The organism is Caulobacter sp. AVps16, from assembly GCF_058681455.1.
On sequence record NZ_CM178739.1, the window covers coordinates 2,224,863 to 2,243,864 of the forward strand.

Annotated in this window: 13 protein-coding genes; 2 read left to right on the forward strand and 11 right to left on the reverse strand. The window is 62.4% G+C overall.

What is annotated here, in order from left to right; genetic code table 11:
- Position 1: 1 nt before the first annotated feature.
- The 6 genes from ACW17U_RS10725 to ACW17U_RS10750 form a co-directional block, all read right to left on the reverse strand.
- Positions 2-1,702, reverse strand: a complete 1,701-nt coding sequence (locus tag ACW17U_RS10725; protein WP_492052380.1) for a DUF6538 domain-containing protein — start codon at positions 1,700-1,702, stop codon at positions 2-4.
- Between the two features lie 221 nt (positions 1,703-1,923).
- Positions 1,924-7,392: an ATP-binding protein gene (locus ACW17U_RS10730; RefSeq protein WP_492052381.1), complete on the reverse strand. Its 5,469-nt coding sequence runs from the start codon at positions 7,390-7,392 to the stop codon at positions 1,924-1,926.
- Entirely contained in the window at positions 7,389-8,903 is a 1,515-nt protein-coding gene (locus ACW17U_RS10735; protein WP_492052382.1) for a hypothetical protein, read from the reverse strand. The genes ACW17U_RS10730 and ACW17U_RS10735 overlap by 4 nt, the downstream gene beginning before the upstream one ends.
- A complete protein-coding gene (locus tag ACW17U_RS10740) occupies positions 8,900-11,014 on the reverse strand; it encodes a DEAD/DEAH box helicase family protein (RefSeq protein WP_492052383.1) in 2,115 nt (704 codons plus the stop codon). The genes ACW17U_RS10735 and ACW17U_RS10740 overlap by 4 nt, the downstream gene beginning before the upstream one ends.
- A gap of 2 nt (positions 11,015-11,016) precedes the next feature.
- Positions 11,017-12,285: a DNA cytosine methyltransferase gene (locus ACW17U_RS10745; protein WP_492052384.1), complete on the reverse strand. Its 1,269-nt coding sequence runs from the start codon at positions 12,283-12,285 to the stop codon at positions 11,017-11,019.
- A 413-nt stretch (positions 12,286-12,698) separates the two neighbouring features.
- The gene (locus ACW17U_RS10750; protein ID WP_492052385.1) at positions 12,699-12,830 is read right to left on the reverse strand and encodes a hypothetical protein; all 132 of its coding nucleotides are present in this window, start codon (positions 12,828-12,830) and stop codon (positions 12,699-12,701) included.
- A gap of 515 nt (positions 12,831-13,345) precedes the next feature.
- On the opposite strand from ACW17U_RS10750, the gene ACW17U_RS10755 reads away from it, so the two are divergent.
- Positions 13,346-13,633: a hypothetical protein gene (locus ACW17U_RS10755; protein WP_492052386.1), complete on the forward strand. Its 288-nt coding sequence runs from the start codon at positions 13,346-13,348 to the stop codon at positions 13,631-13,633.
- 91 nt (positions 13,634-13,724) lie between these two features.
- Here ACW17U_RS10755 and ACW17U_RS10760 read toward each other — a convergent pair whose 3' ends face one another.
- Genes ACW17U_RS10760 through ACW17U_RS10770 form a run of 3 tightly spaced genes read right to left on the reverse strand, consistent with a single transcriptional unit; the run spans position 13,725 to position 15,125 of the window.
- Positions 13,725-14,018, reverse strand: coding sequence for a hypothetical protein (locus tag ACW17U_RS10760; RefSeq protein ID WP_492052387.1), 294 nt, complete (start codon positions 14,016-14,018; stop codon positions 13,725-13,727).
- Complete coding sequence (locus ACW17U_RS10765) at positions 14,015-14,374, reverse strand: hypothetical protein (protein WP_492052388.1); 360 nt, start codon at positions 14,372-14,374, stop codon at positions 14,015-14,017. The genes ACW17U_RS10760 and ACW17U_RS10765 overlap by 4 nt, the downstream gene beginning before the upstream one ends.
- 46 nt (positions 14,375-14,420) lie before the next feature.
- Positions 14,421-15,125 (reverse strand): DUF2793 domain-containing protein, encoded by a 705-nt coding sequence (locus ACW17U_RS10770; protein WP_492052389.1) that lies wholly within the window; start codon positions 15,123-15,125, stop codon positions 14,421-14,423.
- Between the two features lie 184 nt (positions 15,126-15,309).
- Here ACW17U_RS10770 and ACW17U_RS10775 point away from each other — a divergent pair, with 184 nt between their 5' ends.
- Positions 15,310-16,830, forward strand: coding sequence for a DUF2779 domain-containing protein (locus ACW17U_RS10775; RefSeq protein ID WP_492052390.1), 1,521 nt, complete (start codon positions 15,310-15,312; stop codon positions 16,828-16,830).
- 64 nt (positions 16,831-16,894) lie between these two features.
- Here the strand turns inward: ACW17U_RS10775 and ACW17U_RS10780 are convergent, their stop codons facing one another.
- Together ACW17U_RS10780 and ACW17U_RS10785 are read right to left on the reverse strand one after the other, a co-directional pair.
- Entirely contained in the window at positions 16,895-17,977 is a 1,083-nt protein-coding gene (locus ACW17U_RS10780; protein ID WP_492052391.1) for a hypothetical protein, read from the reverse strand.
- Positions 17,978-18,111: 134 nt separating this feature from the next.
- Positions 18,112-18,969, reverse strand: coding sequence for a hypothetical protein (locus ACW17U_RS10785; RefSeq protein WP_492052392.1), 858 nt, complete (start codon positions 18,967-18,969; stop codon positions 18,112-18,114).
- Positions 18,970-19,002: the final 33 nt, after the last annotated feature.

Here is a 19,002-nt window from a genome sequence, read left to right on the forward strand (position 1 = left end):
TCTATGTCGGCATAGAGCGTGATTGCCGTGGCAGTTGGAAACCCCCAAGGCCAACCCGCACCAGAGCCCGATACAGCACCGGCACCATCCCGCGCTGCCCGTACTTCGCCGACTGCCCGCGCGCAGCCCAGCCGCCCAAAGCGTCGGAGGTCTCGCTGTCCACCCCGGCGAGGCGGCAGGCATCCTTGAAGCCGTGCCGAAAGCTGTGGAAGACCAGCGATGGCTGGGTCAGGCCGACTCTGTCGAGGTGCCGCGCGAACCACTTGGAGAGGTCGTGGGAATAGCCGCCGTCCGGCCCCGGCTTCAGTTGCGGGAACAGGCGCTCTTGTCCCTTGTCGCGTGCCGTCGCAACAAACTCATCGAAGCCCGCCGCGATGACCTCGGGGTGAACCGGTATCACCCGCTCGCTCGCCTCAGTCTTCAGTCGCTTCCCTTCGATCCGGACGCCGTTCTCACCGAAAACGGACAGATCAATGCAGGTAAGGCCGTCAACCTCGATAATGTCCTCCACGCGCAACTGACAAAGCTCGTTGGCGCGCGCCCCGGAATATGCAGCCAGGGCAGGCACCCAGAAGCGCCACGGCTTGCTCTTTCGTTCTGCTGGTAGCGGCGCAAAAACTATCGCCAACTCGTCCGGCGTGAACCCGCGACGTCTGACACTGGCGCGCCCCTTTTCAGCGAGGCCTTCGGCTGGGTTCCTTTCAATCTTCGTTTCCTTCACCGCCCAATTGAAGACGGCGGCGAGGTTATGGAGGTAGGTCGCCACGGTGTTCGGAGACAGCTTTGTAGCCCCGTCCCGCTCCCCGGCCGCGATGGCCTCCATGAACAGGAGTTTTGGGTACTTCTTTCCCATGTGTGCAGGTATGCGTTCGATCAGGTCTCGCACATTGCGAGCGTCCTGACGCGTGATCGAAACGATAGCGCGGTCTCGCCCTAAGGCAGCTTCGAGCGCCCGGAAGATGTGGTCATACTTCCTAGCGGTGGAGGGTCCCCCAAAGGCTCGCTCTCGTTCTCGGCGGTATTCGTCAATCAGCTCGCCCAGCGTTTCCATTCTGGTTACGCCCGGCCGCGCCATAACAAGCGCTGGAGTCGTCACCACAGTAGGCGCGACGACCTCGACCACCTTCCCGGCCTGCCGGTCCTTCAGCGCCTCGATCCATTCGACCTGGGCGACGAGCAACGCCGCCGCCATCATGCGGATGCTCGGGTCGCCCTCTGGATACCAGCGCCCCGCCCGACATAGAACGTCATGCGCCTGCTGCGCCTTGGGCTTCCAATCCCCATAAGCCAGCGCCTCGCGCGCCTCGCTCTCGAAGTCCTCAATGACAACATCGGCGTTGGCGCTGGCGCTGCGTCCCTGAGACAGGCGCGCGTCGGCGTCCTCCATGAGCCAGCGAGACAGCTCTTGGCGCGCATACGCCTTCGCCTCCTCCTGGGTCAGGGGCGGCGCGGCGATCCCCCGCAGCCGCTTCGAGGCCGCGTCGATCTCATGATCCGTCTGCGCGGCTCTCGCCCTCGCCAGCCGGGCCGCCTCGCGGGGCTCCTTGGTGCCCAGCGAGTCGTACCAGAACGTCTTCCCTAGGATCGGAACGAGGTCTCCCGGCACCCTTCGGCGGAACCAATAGACGGCCCCGCGACGCGCCAGATAGGACTGCTTCGCCACCCGCTTTTCGCCCTCATGTGATACAGTCTTGTGTGCCACAGGCGATCTATAAGCTCTTGAAAATGCTACTTCTTCAGCAAGGCCAAGGCCTTAGGAAAGGAGTGGTAGGCCCGGAGGGGATACAGAAAGCTAGCGCTTTCAATAGGATACGCGGTAAACCTCGGTCAGACACGCACTAACGGATTCAATGGGTTAGGTTCGGCGTGTAAACCCTCTAGGCCTTTTGGGCCGCCCCCACTTATCGGCTCGCATCAACTCGACTATGCCGGCTTAGGCTCTCGGGCGATCAGCTCATAGAAGGGTAGCCCCCTTACAATCTGGCCAGGCGAATCGAACGACTTGTAGAGGCATTGGTGATTTCCGAGCGCCTTCACTCGTTCTGCAACTTCGGAGGCAGACGCAGCTAGCCCGAGCGCAGCGAGCTCCGTAGGCGTAACATTTGGAACCTTATGGATGAACCAAGTCAGAAGTGGTTCGCGATAGTCAGTTGAGTTGACCTTAAAGTGGCGAAGGTATTGCGAAGCTAGGATTACTCCGCAGCCGAATTCCCGGCCTTGGAGCAAGAGCTGCCGCAAAACAGTGAACTCGTAACGCATGATGTTGTCGGCCTCATCGACCAAGAGATAGGAGTCGATGGCGCGCTGTTGGGGATTTGAGCCCACGAACGGCCGCTTCGGCGTTCGGAGCATGTTCTCGTAGAACATGTTCAGCATCACTGCGACGAGCATGTTCTTGGTGCGGTCGTCCTGGCCGAGCGCATCGAGGGATATGACGACTACCCCGTCCATGAACTTGTCGAACGGCACGCACTTCGCAGGGTCCGACTCGAAGATCTCCATGTCGACCAGATCGTCGATGATCGCCATCGGGGAGTCGGACTTCCCGTCTAGCAACTCTGCATATGCAGCATGGACGTCGTAAATCGTCGGTGGCACGCCTATCGGCTGTGACTCGTATGCGGACTTCACCGCCTTTTTCAGCTTGTCCCTCTGGACCGGCCCGATGCCCGAATAGATCTTATCTAAGACGTCTGCGAAGAACCTGAAGCGGTCGAGCCACGGCACCGGCGCATCCTCCATGCCGGCAGTATCGAACAGGTTTAGTGGGAGCTTGTGCGGCCGTACGACGCGCGCGCCCGTGGCTTCCACGAAGTCTGGACTGCTATAGTCACGCTTGTAGTCAAAGATCAGCATGCGGGGACGAATCCCCCGGTTCACCGGAGCTGAAGACACGATCTGGTGCACCAGTGACTTGAGCAGCTGGGTCTTACCGGTGCCGAGGTCGCCGACAACGCCCATGTTCAACTGGTTGAGCCGGGTGTCGGAAAGGCCGAGCGATACGTCCCGTCGTTCGAAACCGTCGACCGTTGTGCCTACTTCGATCTGGATCCCCGATAAATCAGGCGGGAGCTGATCTCCTGGCGTTGAGGGCAGCTCAGCCGGCTTGTCCACGGCCTCCGTGGGGACCGGCGACGCGGGTGGGCTTTGCTCACCAGTAGTCGAATTAACACCTGGGTCGCCGCCGGTAGCCGGTGCCGGCTCCTCATCCGAAATCGGCGCAATCTCTTCCGGCAGCTCACGGCCACGAGGCCCGAGCTCCCAGTCGCCAAGCTTCCCTCGCATGCCGTCATAAAGGGCCTGGGCATCCCCAGCCACAATGCGCCCTGCATCGGCGGCCCCGATGACGATCACTTCATCGAATCCGTCGCTGTCCTTGTCTAGGGCGTTGCTGATCCCTGAGTCGTCGATGATTACGAGCCGACCACGACTGTCGACAGTAACGGCCCTTGGGTCGCCGAGAATCGCTTCGGCGATGCTTTCATGGAACCCGGCCCACTCACCTGTCGTCGCCGCGAGGTCTGGGTGTTGACTGTAAACTCTCATGCCAAAACCGATGATGGCGAGCAGCAGGTGCTGGTAAGCCAGTTGCCAAAGAGGATCGCGATCGCTCGCCAGCTCCCCAAGCAAGCTGCCTAGCGACTTCGCCTGGCCAAGCGCATCCTCAATGTCGCCTGGAGGGAATATTGAACCCAGCCGGCACTTAACCTCCACCGGCGTCAGGTGGATTCTTGTCCCACCCAGGCCGGTCGAGATGCCAACGACCAGGAGGTCGGGTCGCGAGAGGGTCGCGTCAGGACGCTCCCGATTGAGCGCCCTGGCCAGATCGTCCAGGTAGCCCCTGAAAGGGTCAACCGGTATGACGAGCGAGATCTCCGCTTGTTCCTTCGTTCCACCGAGGACGGGCAGCAGACTGTCGGCGCTCCCGCTGGGCCGGAAACGGTCCTGTAGCAGACGGGCCGCGACGAAAAGCCCTAGGTCGCCAGTTGCGCCCGTGTCATCACCAGCAAAGCCGCGGATCGTTGGGATACCTCGCCTCGCGACCTCAAGGAGGATGACACCCACCTGCTCGTCCGTGAGCGTGGTGCAACCCGGTAGGCGGGAAAGCACCTTACGAAGACCATCGCGGTCCGAGCTTTTCACGCGCGAAAGAAGGTAGTAGCCGTTCGTATCGCCGGCGCGCTGCGAATAGGAAGGTAGATCGTAGTCCCAGAGATAAGACTGCGGCAGCCAGCCGCCAAGGAAGCATGCGGGGTCGACGGCGGCAGAAGACACCGCTACGAAGTCAGCTTCCTTCGTTTCGAGCATCTCCCCGATCGCGTGGACGTCAGGCGCGAAACGAAGCCCGATTGGCTGGTCGTCGCCACCCTCGAGAGTGGCGATGCACGAAGAGAGCTTGTCAGCCAGCGGGTCGCCGGTGTGCGCGGCAATACGAGATTGTCGCGACTCGCTGAGGAAAGCGTCAGGTAGCTGCCGTCGCACTCGGTGGCGGATAAGACCGCCTGCTCCGAGCGGCGAGGTGATGCTTGTCTCCGTCGCCTCTGGCTCGGACGAATCTAGCTGCGCGATAATGCCGAGGTCGAGGCCGACACCCTCCCGATGGCGGGCGAACCATCGCACGTGGTTCCTGGTGTCCTCGGAAAGATTCGCGATGGCAGCTTCATCTGGTCTGTCCGGCTCGTCGCGGTCGTCGAAGACATCGAGGCGCTGGTGCCCCGCGGTCTGGCGCCGGTCAGGCTTGTCCGCGTCCGCGAAGCGCACACTGGACCAGGAGACCAATCCCTCGTTACAGGAATCAGTCGCACCACCGGCGCTGGTAACAAGGACGGTTAGGCGAGGCTTCGCGCAAAGTACGTTGGAGACATCGTCGAGTGCGCGCCGCACCTGCGCGGCGCTGAAGCCCGTCGAGATTCCGCCGACCGATAGGCCGAAGGCTGGGCCGAAGGGGGCGAGCTTCGACCGCTGCGCAATGCTACCAAGCTTCTCTCCGTTCCAGAGCACAGACCAGTAGTCGGAGTTGCACTCGACCGACAGGAACGGCACCTCCTCGATGCCCTCAGGAGACACCAAGGGCATGCGCATGACGTCCGGAACTACGCCAGGATCGAGAATACCTGCGGCGGGGCACGGACGGCTGCTAGTTGCCGAGGTATCCATTACGCCTTGGGCGACCGCGTGCCAGGCTAGGCGGACAGGATGAAGGGGCGAGAGCAGGATCGCGTCGGGCACCCGCGCGATCGTCCTGCCCCCGGGCTCGAGGGAGGTGACAACGACGACGTCAACCCAGCGGGCTACCTCCGGGCTTGCTGCAAGCCAGCTGCTGTAAGCATCGAGGTAGCGCTCCACGAGCTCGGGAAAATCATCGTCTCGGCGAAGCCACTCTCCAAGCGGCGACGCCTCGATAAGTCCCGACTGGCCGTCCAGGCCCCGGATCAGCTCAGCCAGCGCGCGTCTGGCCGACACAAATGCTTCCGGCGGCACGAACTGACTTGCCGGCGGGCGCGGATCCTTCAGGAACCGGCCGGCAGACAGGATCCTGCCGGTCTCATCGAGCCACCGGGGCTGGACCCAATGGTCCGCGTAGTCATCCGCCAGCACGATGGGCAGGTAAGAATGCGCGACTTCTGACTCCTGCAGGATCCAGCCTTGAAGCGTGCTCGTCCGCTCACTTCGATTCAGCTGTACCACCGGCTTCGACCCGCCTGGGTCGATCTGCCTGCGGTTCAACTTGATCAGTCGCTCGAACTCGCTGCGACAGCCATCCTCGACAATGTCGTCACATGACAGGAAGACCCTGCAAGTCTCCTGTTTCGGCTTCGTCCCGCCGGTCGACCGTTCGAAGTGGAGGTCGACCTGATAGGAGCCATCGACCTCGACCTCGACTTGGTGGCGGCCCGCCTGGATCTCGCGTACCGCCAGCGCTTGCGGTACATCCGACCCGGTCCCTTCGCCGCCGGCGGTGCCATCTGCGCGCCCTGAGACTACGATATCTGGAGAGTGGAAGACCAGAAGCTCGTAGCGACCAGGCCCCGGCAGGGAGAGGCTGGTCTCGAAGTCGGCCCCGCGCGTCCGTCCAGCCGGTGCCTTGGGTGGCGTGAGCTTCCGCGCGAGCCGGCAAGCGACAAAGATCCCAGGCTGCCATTCCGCCAGCGAGATGACCTTGATGGACGCCGGCCGATGGTGCTCGGCCGTCGCCTTATACGTGATTGGGGAGCGATGCTTGGGCGGTGCGGTATCAGCTATCGGCTCGTTGCCCTCAACCGTGAGTTCGGCCGGGAAAAGTCCCGCCGACTTACCCGGCGAGCGTTCGACCCGTACGTCGACGGGGCTCCCCCCTGCCCCCGCGCGAACAACAATTTCGACGTCTCGCTCGACCAGGAGGGGTGTTCCTCTGGAGGATGGTAGAAGTGCGTTCGAGCACTCAAGCCCAATGTCCCCTGCAATTTCTGGCTCGTCGGCGAGAAGGTCGGCCCACGTCTCAGTCGTCAGCCCAGCCCACCATTCGGGCGGCGCACCTAGTTCGAGGCCATCCGCCGGGCGGTAGAAGGCCTCAGGAGCCCGTTCCAGCGCGGTCGGCACATCGCACGTCGCGCGAATGTGGTCCAGAAATGCCAGCAGCCAGGGTGACCGGTCGGGGGATGCCGATTCAAGGGCGTGCGCCAAACCAGCCCGGAAGCCCTCGGACAAGGCTAGACCTATCCCGTCGAGGGTAGCCTGTTGCTCGCTCGCCGACAGCTCGTCCCCGTCCATCGGCGGGACGCCGCAAGCGAGGCTGACCTCTGCTGACGCGTTCTTGCCGGACCCACCAATCGAAAACAGGCGGGAGATCAAGCGCCACGCGCCACGCCTGCTCGACCGGGCCGGATCGACTTCGTCGAAGGCACGGGCAGCCCTCTGGACCAGCTCGTACGCCTGGACATACGCCTCAGGCTTGAGGCTGGCTTGCTCAAGCGCCGCCGCGACCGCCGCCTGGATAAAGGAATCCGCCCACCAGTCCTCAAATGGGATGTTAGCCCCATCGCTGGCCGTGCCGAGGCCGAACTCGTCGGTTGTCGACGATACGGATCGGATGGCGCGCTGCCCCGGTGGCACTAGGGCGAGGTAGCTCGATGCCTCGGGTGAGTTGCGGAGGTCGAGCAGGTGGGTCTCATCGCACCTTCCGGAGGCGCCGATCCGCGGGTTAAATTCACCCGGCTGGAGGACATCGACCTGCAGCAGCACGGGCACTGGCGGTGCCGGGCCGGCACCGATCAGGACGGCGAAGACATCCTCCAAGATCTCCAACGGCGGGCCATGGAAGATGAGCCGGGACTCCGTCGCGGCGGCGGCGCCGCTAGCGTCGGTGATCCTGGACGCGACCGTCTCGGCGAGCCACGTTGCGAGTTTGGTCATCGGGCGCCCTCGGGACGGTTTGTCGAGAAGGGCTGGACCAGAAGCATCCCGGTCTCGGCATCCGGGCTATCCAGCACGAGCCCAAGCATCCTCAGCTGATGGCCAAGATCATTGCGAGCGATGTCGCGATGATCAACGCTGATGCCGTACGCCGCCATGTGCTGGGCGAGCCGATGGACAGAACGCGGACCGGCTGCTCCCGCTAGCGAGCAATGCACAAGAGCAAGGACAGCCAGTGGCCCCGGGGCGCAGACCCAGGGGCTTGTCTTCGACGGCGAGCGCTTCCGTAGTAAATAGCCCTGGTCGTATCCCCGGAGGATCGGGTTGGCGGCGACGCGCTGGTAGAGGACGTGACGCGCGAACTCCATGACGTTGGAGCCGATGCCTTTACGGCAGAGCAAAGCCCTCGCCTCGTCTTCTGCTAAGTCCTCGACGTCGGACAACACGGCCCCGAGTTTTCCGAGGTTGGCCAGTATGTGGGCGTAGAGGTCGCTGACTCCGGCGGCCGAGGATAGCTCTCCGCCGAAGGGCGCACCCGCGTCCTCGAGGGTCCAAAGCACCGCATTGATGCCCAGGCGGGCCCGCAAGTAGGTCGACGTCCGATCCTTGAGCTCCGAGACGGCGCCGGTCCCATAGGTGAGGTAGCTCAGACGGACTGGGTATATGCGCTCCCTGAGGTCGGAAGGCAAAGGCTCGCCTAAGAGGGCAAGACGAAGGCATTGCCAGACCTGCCTCTGCACCTGGCAAAGCCACGCCACGTGGGCGACGGAGGCAATGCGGATCAGCGCTTCAAGCAAGCTCGTCCACTGCCGGCGCGTCATCAGCGGCTTTGCTTCGATTATGGCCGCTAGGTCCGTCACGAACTGGCGCGCGGGGAACGCCAGCCCATCGAGCTCGCCTGGCGGCAACTGTTGGACGTCGTCCGCAGAGGGCATGATGCAGTCCGGGCCGAACGGCTTGCCGGTCCACGCGCCAAGCTCGTCCCTTAGGAATCTGGCGAAGACATCATCGTCGTCATCGACGGAAAGAGCATCGAACAGGCCACGCCAGCATGCTTCCGCAGCCACGTTGTCGTTCGAGCCGAGCCAAACCATCCGCCGGACAATCGAGCCAGCTGGCCACGGGTTGCCCGTGAGTCTAGCCGACCCAGAAAACCAGCCAGTCTCGCCGACCAGCGGCGTCACCTGAATGTGCCGCTTCTTCGACTGGTTCTGCAGCTTGGGGCTCTCAAGAACATCGCGAAGCAAGGAGTGCACTGCGTCGCCCGCCAGGGCGGCTCCGAGAGGCTTGGTCCCACGGTCCCGCGCCCTGATGACGTTTGCATCCAGAGCCCGGCCATTAGAGTGCACCAAGCGTTCGGTAACTCCTTCCAGCCCGATGGTCCGGTACAGTCCTGCGACCAGGACCTCAGAGTTTGCGTACTCGGGAGCAGGAATGATCGAAAGCGCCGAGACCCGGTAGCGAGGGTGTGAATTGCCCCATGGAGAGGCCTTGAATTCCGCCAGACTCATCGACGACGTCCGCGTTTCGACGAAATGAATTCCCCGCGATTGCGCTCAACGAGGAGGCCGTCGCCAAGGTAAATCGTGGGACGCTCCCTGACATGCCGATCGCGGACGATAGCGCCCGCAATACGCGCCCGCGTGGTGTCGAGCAGCGTCCGTACGCTCCGGGGAAGAGATGCTGGCGAGAGTCCCTGTTCAAGGTCCACGACTGCCTTGAATAAATCATACGTCACCGCGATCGGCTGCGGGGAGGTTCCGGCCTCGACGTCGAGGAAGCAGACTGACGGGCGGGGCCGCCCCTCGCTTAGTACTTCTCGCGGATAAACCTTGCGGCGAGGGACGACTAGGGTCGCACGGCTCCTGATAGGAGGCAGATGCTGGCCAAAGGTTGTCGTCAAAGAGACGTCAAAGTTGTCCCCGTTGTTTAATAGGTCCTCGACCTGGATTGCGATCTCGCGGAGGTCGTGGCCCCGTCCGTCAGCATCCGCGACAACCCTTTGGAAAGACTCAAGGGTCACGGCATCGGGTACTAGGCCGTGGCGTGCACCGACGCTTCGGCGGGTCACGCGGCAAGCGAAGTCCCTCGCTAGCCGCTGGATACGCGTAGCTGACGTCGGCCGCTTCCTCCTCAGCCTCGGCGTCGCTAGCATTTCGTCAAGCTCGGCGAGTCTCTCGAGCAGGAGCTTTTCGCCCGGCTGCAGGGCTCGAGTCTTGATCGCGAAGTCGAGTCCTTCCCGGACGGACCGGCTAAAGCGAATGTCGAATTCGCCCAGTTTTACTAGCCCGCCGTATAGGGCGACTGGTGTATCGGGCGAGGCCATCGCCGGATCGAGCAACTCGACAAGGTCATCGAGCAGCGGAGCGATCATCTCCGGGAGGTAGCGACCTGACCGGGACTGCAGAAAGTAGTGGAGGCCCATCGCCGTGTTGTCGACATCCTGCAGCCCCAGGTCCTTGATATCCCTGAGCAGGGAGGCCGCGACGCCACGGTCCCATCGATGGAAAAGCGCATGCTGGTACTGGGCGGCCACGAGGTGGAACACCGCCGCAGAATTTTCCCGGCGCGGTCTGCCACGCGCCCTGTCTGCCTCGACAAGGTTCGCCGCCCACTTGCAGGGGTCGGCGGCCTCGCCTTTCGTCCCGGTGCCACTTCCTGCAAGCAGGTAGGACGTCAGCGAAAATAGATCCCGGAATGTCCAACGCTTGCTCGTACCGAGTTCGAACCATCGCAGCATCCGCAAGAGCGAACTGCTTTCGCGTGACGAGGCTAGCATCTTCCGACTGGCGCAAAATGGGCATGCGGAACCAGCAGGGCACGCGTTAGCCGCCGGCCAGCGGTTTTCGTCCAACGCAAGCTGCAGGATGGCCGCCGCCGGCGCCGGCTCCCCATGGTCCGTTTTTTCGATCAGGGACTCGGCGTCCATTGGCCAGACCGCAACAAGCGGGAAGCCCTCCAGTGGCCAACAAGCCGGGGCATCCGGGGCGAGGCTAACCGCGCGCGCTACGCCTTCAAGCAAGTTCCTGGAATGAACAAGTCCAGCGTCAATCGCGTAGATCATGGCGTCGTCGAGTACGCCTCGGTTGACACAGCATAGGTAGGCACGTGGCGACGTATCGGCTGCCATAACCTCAAGTTCGTCGACCAGCGCCATAGCCGCCGACCTGCCGCCTGTCCCGCCGACCGACGCATCCTGGACGATCTCCAAAACAAGCGCACGAGGTTTGCTTGCGAGGCTCCCTGCCTCAATGGTCACAAGTCTCGGGACCGGCTCGCCGGCAGCCGGATGGAAGGCGGCGTTGAGACGTTGGGTCAATTGCTCCGCACAACCAAGAGTACGGTCCAGTTCTCCTATCGTGGTCTCAACGGCCTCGGTCTTTCCATTCCCTGGGCCACCGACAAGCAGAACGACGCGTGGTACGGAAGGCGAAGAGGTAGCGATCTCCATAGACCAGGCCCGCAGCCGTTGCAGGAGGTTTGTCTCAAAAATCTCTGCAGCAGGACGGCCGCTGTCCTTGTCGAAAAGACGCCGGACCCCGCCGCTGCGATTGCCCGCCCAGTCGAGCAAGCCTGCGGGATAATCTGGGCTGGTAACAGCGTGTTCGGTTTCCGGGTCCATAGCTATGCAGCTAAGCGCTGCGAGGCACGACTTGCCGAAATGTACTTCAGCAGCACTTCACCCCACATCTCCGCGATCAGCGGCGGGACCGCATTCGCGACCTGGGTGAACCGAGGCACTTCACGAGCGCGCCGCTCGCCTCCAGTCGTGTATTTACCCTGGAAGGCGAACCAATCAGGGAAGGTCTGTAGTCGGGCGTTTTCCCGAACCGTAAGTGTGCGTGGCTCAGTGTAGTGTAGGAGGTCATCCGGCATGCTCGTGATGGTCGGGGCCGCCTTGTCTGGATCAAGCACACGTGTCGCCATCTTCTTGATGCCGAACCGTTCGCGCATTTCTCGGTTGAGCTGCACGTTGAGCCGATCCTCGAGGCGGCAAGCCTCGATAATCTGACCAAATCGTTCGACGATATGGGGCCGATGCTTCGCGAGCCGGGTGTCGGGCACTGCTCCCTCGAAACCATCCCTCATAAGACGCTGATACGGGGTGCGCGGCTTCGTAGTGCAGAGAGCCTCGTAGCCCTTCGAATCAAGGCAAGGCTCGGTCCCCGCGTGGCCTCGCTCAAGGTCGGAGATCGCCTGCTTGCAGCTGACCTTCGACTTCAAGCCCCGGCTGTCGAGAAAGCGCACCTTAGATGCCCGGAAGCGCGCGAACGGGTCGTCGCCCTTGGGAACTCTCTTGAAGTCCGATTTCAGCATGCCAACGACGAAAAAGCGGGGTCTCTGTTGTGGCACGCCGTAAGAAGCGCACCGCACCGTATCGGTGTAGACGTGATAGCGCGGACTGAGCCTAGACACCAATTCGCTCGCGAAATTGCGACGGTCGGCTTCCTCATCGCCAATGAAATCGTAAGTAATGCCCCGGACGTTTTCTATCAAAACCATGCGCGGCAAGACGAGCTCAACGAACTCTAGATAACGCTCGACAAGCTGGTTGCGAGGATCACCCTTTTTGCGCCGACCAGCGCTGGAAAACCCCTGACAAGGCGGGCCGCCAGCAAGCAAGTCGATGGCTCCCTTAAGGGCTGCAAGCTGGTCGCCGTGCGCCTCAACGAGCGACTCGATTGTCCAGGGCTTCTGTTCTAGCCAGTTGGGCCAAACGTAGCGATGGCGAGCCCCACGATCGATGAGGTTCACTTTCAAGGTGCTGAACGCGAATGCGTCCTTTTCAATAGCGAACAAGCCTCGCCACCCGGCCCGCAGCAGACCTAGGCTCAGGCCACCGCAGCCCGCGAAGGCGTCGACAAAGACCGGACTGTTCCCGCTGGCTTGCACGCTCGTCCCCAGTTCGCTCCCTCGCTGATTCGAGCTGGGAAATGTATCATCGCCAGTGGCCCGACTGCCAACACCTGAGGCTTTCGACGCTGACGCTATGGATGTAATCCATGCGCTGGACAAATCGGGTAGGCAATACAAAACCTCCATTTGCCGCAGAGTATGGATTTCAATGTCTGTGGATATTACCTAGCCAAGCCCAGTGAAAATTAAGGACCCTCCAATAATACGACCGCTGGTCGGCTCGTCCGAACGACGTGACTAACCTCTGGGGGTTGCGGCGCAGCGCATTCGCGCCTTCAAGCCGCAGGATCGGACAATTCTCGAGGTCGAGGCGCTGGCACCAGCGATCGGAGCTTCCCCCGCTCCAACCGGGGCGACGCGGCCTAATGCCCAACGCCGCCCCCGCCACCTCAGTGCCGCGCTCCGCCCGCCACTAGCTCCTCGCGGACATCGTCCAGCCGCGCCCCAACCAGCCAGAACAGCTGCGCCACCTGTTGCGGACTTGGCCGCGCCGCCGAGTCCCAGGCCTCCGGGTCGATCATTGCGAATATCGCCCCCAGCGCCTCCACAGCGCCGAGTGTTGCGTCTAAGCCCGCCGGCACTTGCTGCGGGTCCGAAGCTGAATTCGTCATCTTGAGCTCCCTATGCTTTGCGAGTGGAGAGCATCGACCCCGCTGTTGAAGACGGCCCGCGCCCAGGGTTTCAACACGCGGCACAGGTCACGCCCCGGCGGCTTTAGGCTGACGCCCTGGACATGCCCGACGGGACCCTGGACTGGGAAAGCAAAAATACTAGCCAGAACGCGATCGCCGATGACCGTGGAGTGCTGAAGCTCCATATTCACAACCCTCTAAATTGTGCTTGATCAGTCAATCCCGAAAAAGTAGCATTTTAAGAATTTCGCTGGCCTGACTGGCGGTAGAGCTGGATGAGCGCAGGACGCCAAAAAAGCAGAAAAGGCCCTCCCACCCAGGTACCGAAGGGCAAGCAAGCGTGATCGCATAGCCGCAGCGGGTTCAATCAGCTGCCTAGGATGCAGCAAACTGGAGGGACGATTATGTTCGCCTGGTTGAAGTCGCTTCGTCAGAAAATCCGCGCCAAGGCGGACGCCGCAACAGCGGCTATCAACGATGAAGCAGACCGCTTAGTCAGCGAATTGGGTAGCGCTTACCTGGCCTATGACAGAGCCCGTGAAATCGCCCGATCACTGGCAAAGTATCGAAAGAACGAAAGAGGCTTTATTTTTTACTTGAAGGTCCGCGACGTCTTGCGCCTGCGCTGGTGTGGGTATCTGCCGAGGGCGGACACTGCGACGCGCATGCTGTATCGCGAAAAATTGGACTGACCAGCTAGAGAGGTGCTGCAAACGCCGTTCGCATGGCTGTCCTGCTCGTCCGAAAACTTGCCCCGCCCCCACCGGGAGAATGGCGGACAATCTACCGCCCGATTTGCCCATCTCGCTTGCCGTCCAAGGCGTCGACATGGCGAAAGATCGGCGGCCCATAGGTTGCCAGCAGATAGATGAGCAGTCCGGCCAGAAAGAGAAGGTCCCCCAGTCCAGGGGACACGCCAAGCGCCCTCGCCGGCCCGGCCCAGGCCAGGCCCGCCGCAAGCGCGCACAGGGCGTACCGTTGGATTGGCCCGACCTTGCCGCCCCATCCCAGGAGGGCGACCATCAGGACGACGGCCACGACCAGTCCGCCCAATACCATGGACAGGATAACGATCATGACGCGTCCCCCGAGCCCCGCTTGATCAGGGATAGCGGATCGCCGGCGAGTCGCTTCAGGAAGCCCAGCAACGGCGGAATGCAGCCCATGGCACACAGACCCACTAGGAATTGAATGGCGCTGCGCACCGAGCGCGGCATGTCCCCGGGCCACACCAGATCCGCGGCGTCCGCCAGGGCCGGAGCCAGAAAAGCGGCGGCAGCGATGCCAACCGTCACGGTGATCACCCGCCCGCGCAGGGTCAGCTTTTCCACGAACGCCAGACTCAGAACGGCGCCGGCAAAGCCCGGCGTGAACGAGGCGAGTTTGGCCAGCAGCGCCGCTACCTGCGGTTCGCCGGGCATTTGATCGGCCATGGCCAATCCTTTCAGCAAAGGGGATCGAGAGCGGGTTTGTCCGCGCCTAGCTGTTGGGCGCGCTGAAGGTCATGGCGTAGAGGATCACCCGCACCTTGCCGCCGGTGAAGTTGCCGCCCGCCGACGTGATCCGGATAGGCGTCGCCGCATAGAAGGCCGTCGGGCCGATCACGCCCACATTGGTGGACCCCAGGCCAATCCCCAGCGATCCGCCAAACTGCCCGGTGTTGCCATTAACCCCGACGCTGTAGCTCGTCGCCCCGGTGATCGCCAAAGTCGTCCGCGACGCCACGGCGAACACCACGGAACGGTTCGGGATGATCCCCAGGCCCACGGCGTCCACAAAGGCCCCCGTCAGGGTAATTTCCTCCTCAACGCACAACAGGCCCAGCGCGCCGCCGCGCGCTGTTCCCGCCGCCCGGGTCTGCCACGCCGCGTCCGAATAGGTGGCCACCAGTCGTTCGTCTTCCACGAAAGCCAGCCACCCCGCCCGGGGCGCGTAAAACACCCAGGCCAGATTCTGGAAGGCGGCGACCTTACCCGCCTGCCCCGCCCACGCCCCGGTCGCGCCGGTGGGCACAATATAGCGGTCGCCATCGACCGGGCTTCCAGGCGGGGCCACGATGGCCCGCGACTTCACGCTGATCTGGGCCAGGGCGTCGAGCACCGTCAGACCGGCATTATGGGTGACTTCCTTCTGAGCCTGGGACTGGGCGATGAAGGGGAGAAGGAGATTTGGCGTCAAAGTCATGGGGATCTCCGAAGGATTGAAATCCGACCTATGGATCGCAGAGGGTTGCGGCCAGCTCCCTGGAAAGCGATGGTCGGCGCTACCAAGGGTCGAAACAGGTCCGACTGGTCACCCAAGGCTGATCACGCCCGTCCAGGCTTGCTGCGGGCTGCTGGCCGGCGTGCCGCTGTGTACGGGGAACAAGATGAGCCAGGCGCAATCGGGCCTGCCGGCATCGGCAAGGCATAGCGATCGGCGAGCCCACGGCCTCTCCAAGTCACGCATTTCCGCCTTTGAGCAATGCCCCAAGCGTCTCTGGCTATCGGTCCATCGGCCTGAACTCGCTGATAACGAGGCCACGGCCCAACAGCGCCTTTCAGCGGGCGAAGAGGTCGGCGCCATCGCCCGCGACCTGCATCCTGGCGGGTACATGGTCAGTGACGCCGACGGCCTGGCCAGGGCCGTTGAGATCACCGCAGACCTGCTGCGCAGCGGATTTGATCGGCCCATCTTTGAGGCCACCTTCGAACATCAGGGCGTCTTGGTTCGCATCGATGTGCTTGAGCCCATGGAAAGCGGGCGTTGGCGCCTAGCTGAGGTGAAAAGCACCGCCAGCGCCAAGCCCTATCATGGGCCCGACCTAGCCACCCAAATCTGGGCCGCCCAGGGCACTGGCCTCGATGTCGGCGGCGCCGTGATCCGTCACATCGACACCAAGTTTGTTCTGGCTGAACCGTCTGCCTATCAGGGCCTGTTCACGGACGCGGATCTGCTCGATGCGCTGCAACCCATCATCGCCGGCCGTGCGCACATCGTGGGCGAAGCCTTGCAGATACTCTCGTCAGACGAACCCGTGCGCGATCCCGGCGATCACTGCAGTGAGCCGTTCGACTGCCCGTTCCTCAACTATTGTTCGCGCGACGTGCCCAAAGGGCCCGAATGGCCAGTCACAATCCTGCCGCATGGCGGCGGAAAGCCCTGGCTCGCAAAAGGGATTGAAGACCTGCTCGCCGTGCCCGAGGAAGAGCTGACGCGTGACGTCCATCGGGTGGTCCTGCGCGCAACGCGCAGCGGAGAGCCCTATCACGATGTGGCCGGGGCCAAGGCGGCGATTAATCAATGGGCCTGGCCACGCACCTGGCTTGATTTTGAAACGATCGCCTTTGCTGCGCCCCGGTGGATTGGAACCCGCCCCTATGAAGCCATCCCGTTCCAGTTTTCAGCCCACATTGAAACACCGGACGGTGCCATTACCCACGAGGAGTTTCTCAGCCTCGACGGCTCAGACCCCAGGCGCGCCTGTGCTGAAGCGCTTGTGACCCTGCCATCGGAAGGCGCCGTCATCGCCTACAGCGCCAGTTTCGAGCGGGCCCGCCTGCGCGAACTGGCTGCAGCGTTTGACGATCTTGCGCCAGCGCTCTTAGCGCTGGAGGCGCGGGTCGTCGACTTGCTGCCAGTGGCCAGGGCCAATTGGTACCATAGAGACCAGCGGGGCAGCTGGTCCATCAAAGCGGTGCTACCCACCGTGGCGCCGCACATGGACTATGGCGACCTCGCCGTGGGCAACGGCAGCCAAGCACAAGACGCCTATCTTGAAGCCATCTCAGGGCCGAACCCTGAACGCCTGCAGGCGCTGTCGGATGGACTGCGCATCTATTGCGCGCGCGATACCGAAGCGATGATTGTTTTGGCGCGGAAGCTTTGTGCTGGACAGGAGGAGGGTTAGCGTTTGGCCGTTGAGGGCGGACAACGGACGCTAGGGCGCTCCCGCGATCGACGAGATACACGGCTTAACCGACCGCGCTTGGGTCCCGTAGGAACATCACGACGCCCTCACCGTGCCCAAGATGCCCCTTCACGATTTCGGGTCGCAGGTGCCTCCACGTCGAGTAGATCGCAGCTTGATAGCTTGAAGGGATGGATCGCGGAGTTACAAGCGTATTGAAATATTCCGGCCGGGCCTTGAACCCGAGATACCTCAAATGCCAGTACACGTCGGTCGCGTAGACGGCATGATCCATGACGGCACGGACGTGAGCCGGCCCCTTCGTCCAGCCCGCCACTTTCGCAACGTCTGCTATGGCAAGTACGGATTGAGCTCTGTTCATTGCCATACGCATCCGAACCGCAGGATGGGGATGCGTTCCGCGCGGGCTGGCATCAATCGTCGCCGGCGACATCCCGTAAAAGCGGTAGAACATGCACATTAGCCCGGCACCGAGGCACCACACGTCAGCCTCCGACATCCCGCTTGCCGCTTCGACCAACATCAAGCTGGTGGTCGCTTCGTAGTCTGCCGCGAGTTCGAACGCATGGCGCGTTGGTGCCTCATGGTCCTCTACCAACCCCTCCGCCTCCGACACTGCATCAACGATCTCTCCGCTGTTGCTCGCAAGGCCGCTTAGTCCATGCGCGGTTGCAACGGCACCGTGACGCTGAAGGAGATGGGCTTGTTCATGAAGGTACAGCCAGACGGTCATCATTCGGATGATCGTCAACTTCGCTTCGACGGGAGTTAGACCGGCCGGGAGCACGTCCTCGCGGGCGTTGCCATAGCTGAGAATATTGAAGATCGGGTCGAACGCGGCGTCGGTCAGGACCCGGCGGCATGTCTCTGGCAGCACGAACGCATCTCGATAGATCTCAATTGCAGTTCCGTAGCTGAGCCGAATTTCATGGTCGCCGTTCGCGGCGACGAAGGCACCGGCCCGAAATGCTTCTGTGGGCTGCCACAAGATTCGGAGGTCGATTTCGCGTCCTGTATAGTGGCGCTCAGAGTAGGCCTTCTTGGCGTACTCGCTCACCGTGCGCGCCATCTCCAGAATGGCCGGCTTCACCAGAAAGCGCTCTTCTTCGACGCGATTGAAGCGCATGAAATCCCTCGGTTTCGGACGAGATGCTCAGTTTTCAGGGGCACCCGTGAGACCCCGTGCGCCACGACGACAGAGGTGGCACGCATGGTTCGATACAGCAGGGCGTAGTGCCTGACCAAATGTGGGGCGCATGACTAAAGTATCTGCTCAACGGCAGGGCGGATCTTCTCGGTCCAGAGGGCGTGGGCGCGAAGACCGCCCAGCCCGGAACCTATGTCTTCGAACGGGCAATCTGGCGCCGTAGTCGCGGTGGGTTGGTAAATCAGCGTCACACCGCCGACATTTTCCTTCGTGCCTGGGAAGTCCCGCATGAACCTGCGGGCTTCCGCCGGGACAATGCCGCCGATCGTCATCGGGCGGCCTCGGATTGCAGCAGCGATCATCGCGTCATGATCGATCAGCAACTCCTCAGTGGGAACGACGCCGCCTCGTCCTTCGGCAAGAACAACAGCAGGAATACCGCTAGCGAGGCCTACAACGTCCCACGGTTGGAGCTTGGCCGCGACATCCACCACATCGAACGGCGGTGCTAAGATCCAGGTGTGACCATGCACGCCAGCACCCGCGTCCATTGGGCCGTATGCATGAAAATACCGTCGGCTGCCCTCTTGGCCCTCAATTTCTGCAGAAAATGCCCCGCGCATCACCGAATTCCAAATGCCTGCCGCCTCAAGCATCTTTGAGAGCGCAAGCGCACCATCCATGCAGGCTCGCCGCCGATCTCCCGCGTCCATCTCGGCTTGGAGTTTTTCAGCGATCGCTGGGATCACGCGTCGCGCACGGGCGACGTAATCAGCAGAATAGCTACGCTCGCGGACATAGCGAGCGTAGGTTTCCAGGAAGCGAGCATCGATACGTTCTCGCGCCTGAAACGCGGGATGGTCGTAGAAGCCAGGAGAACTGGTGTCGATGCCCAAGGACTGGAAGACAGCTTGTTGTCCATGCACGCCGTTCGCAGCGGCGTGCAGCTTCCGACGCTTGGCCTCTCCCATCTCGCCCCCCGACAACATATGTAACCTTCCGCG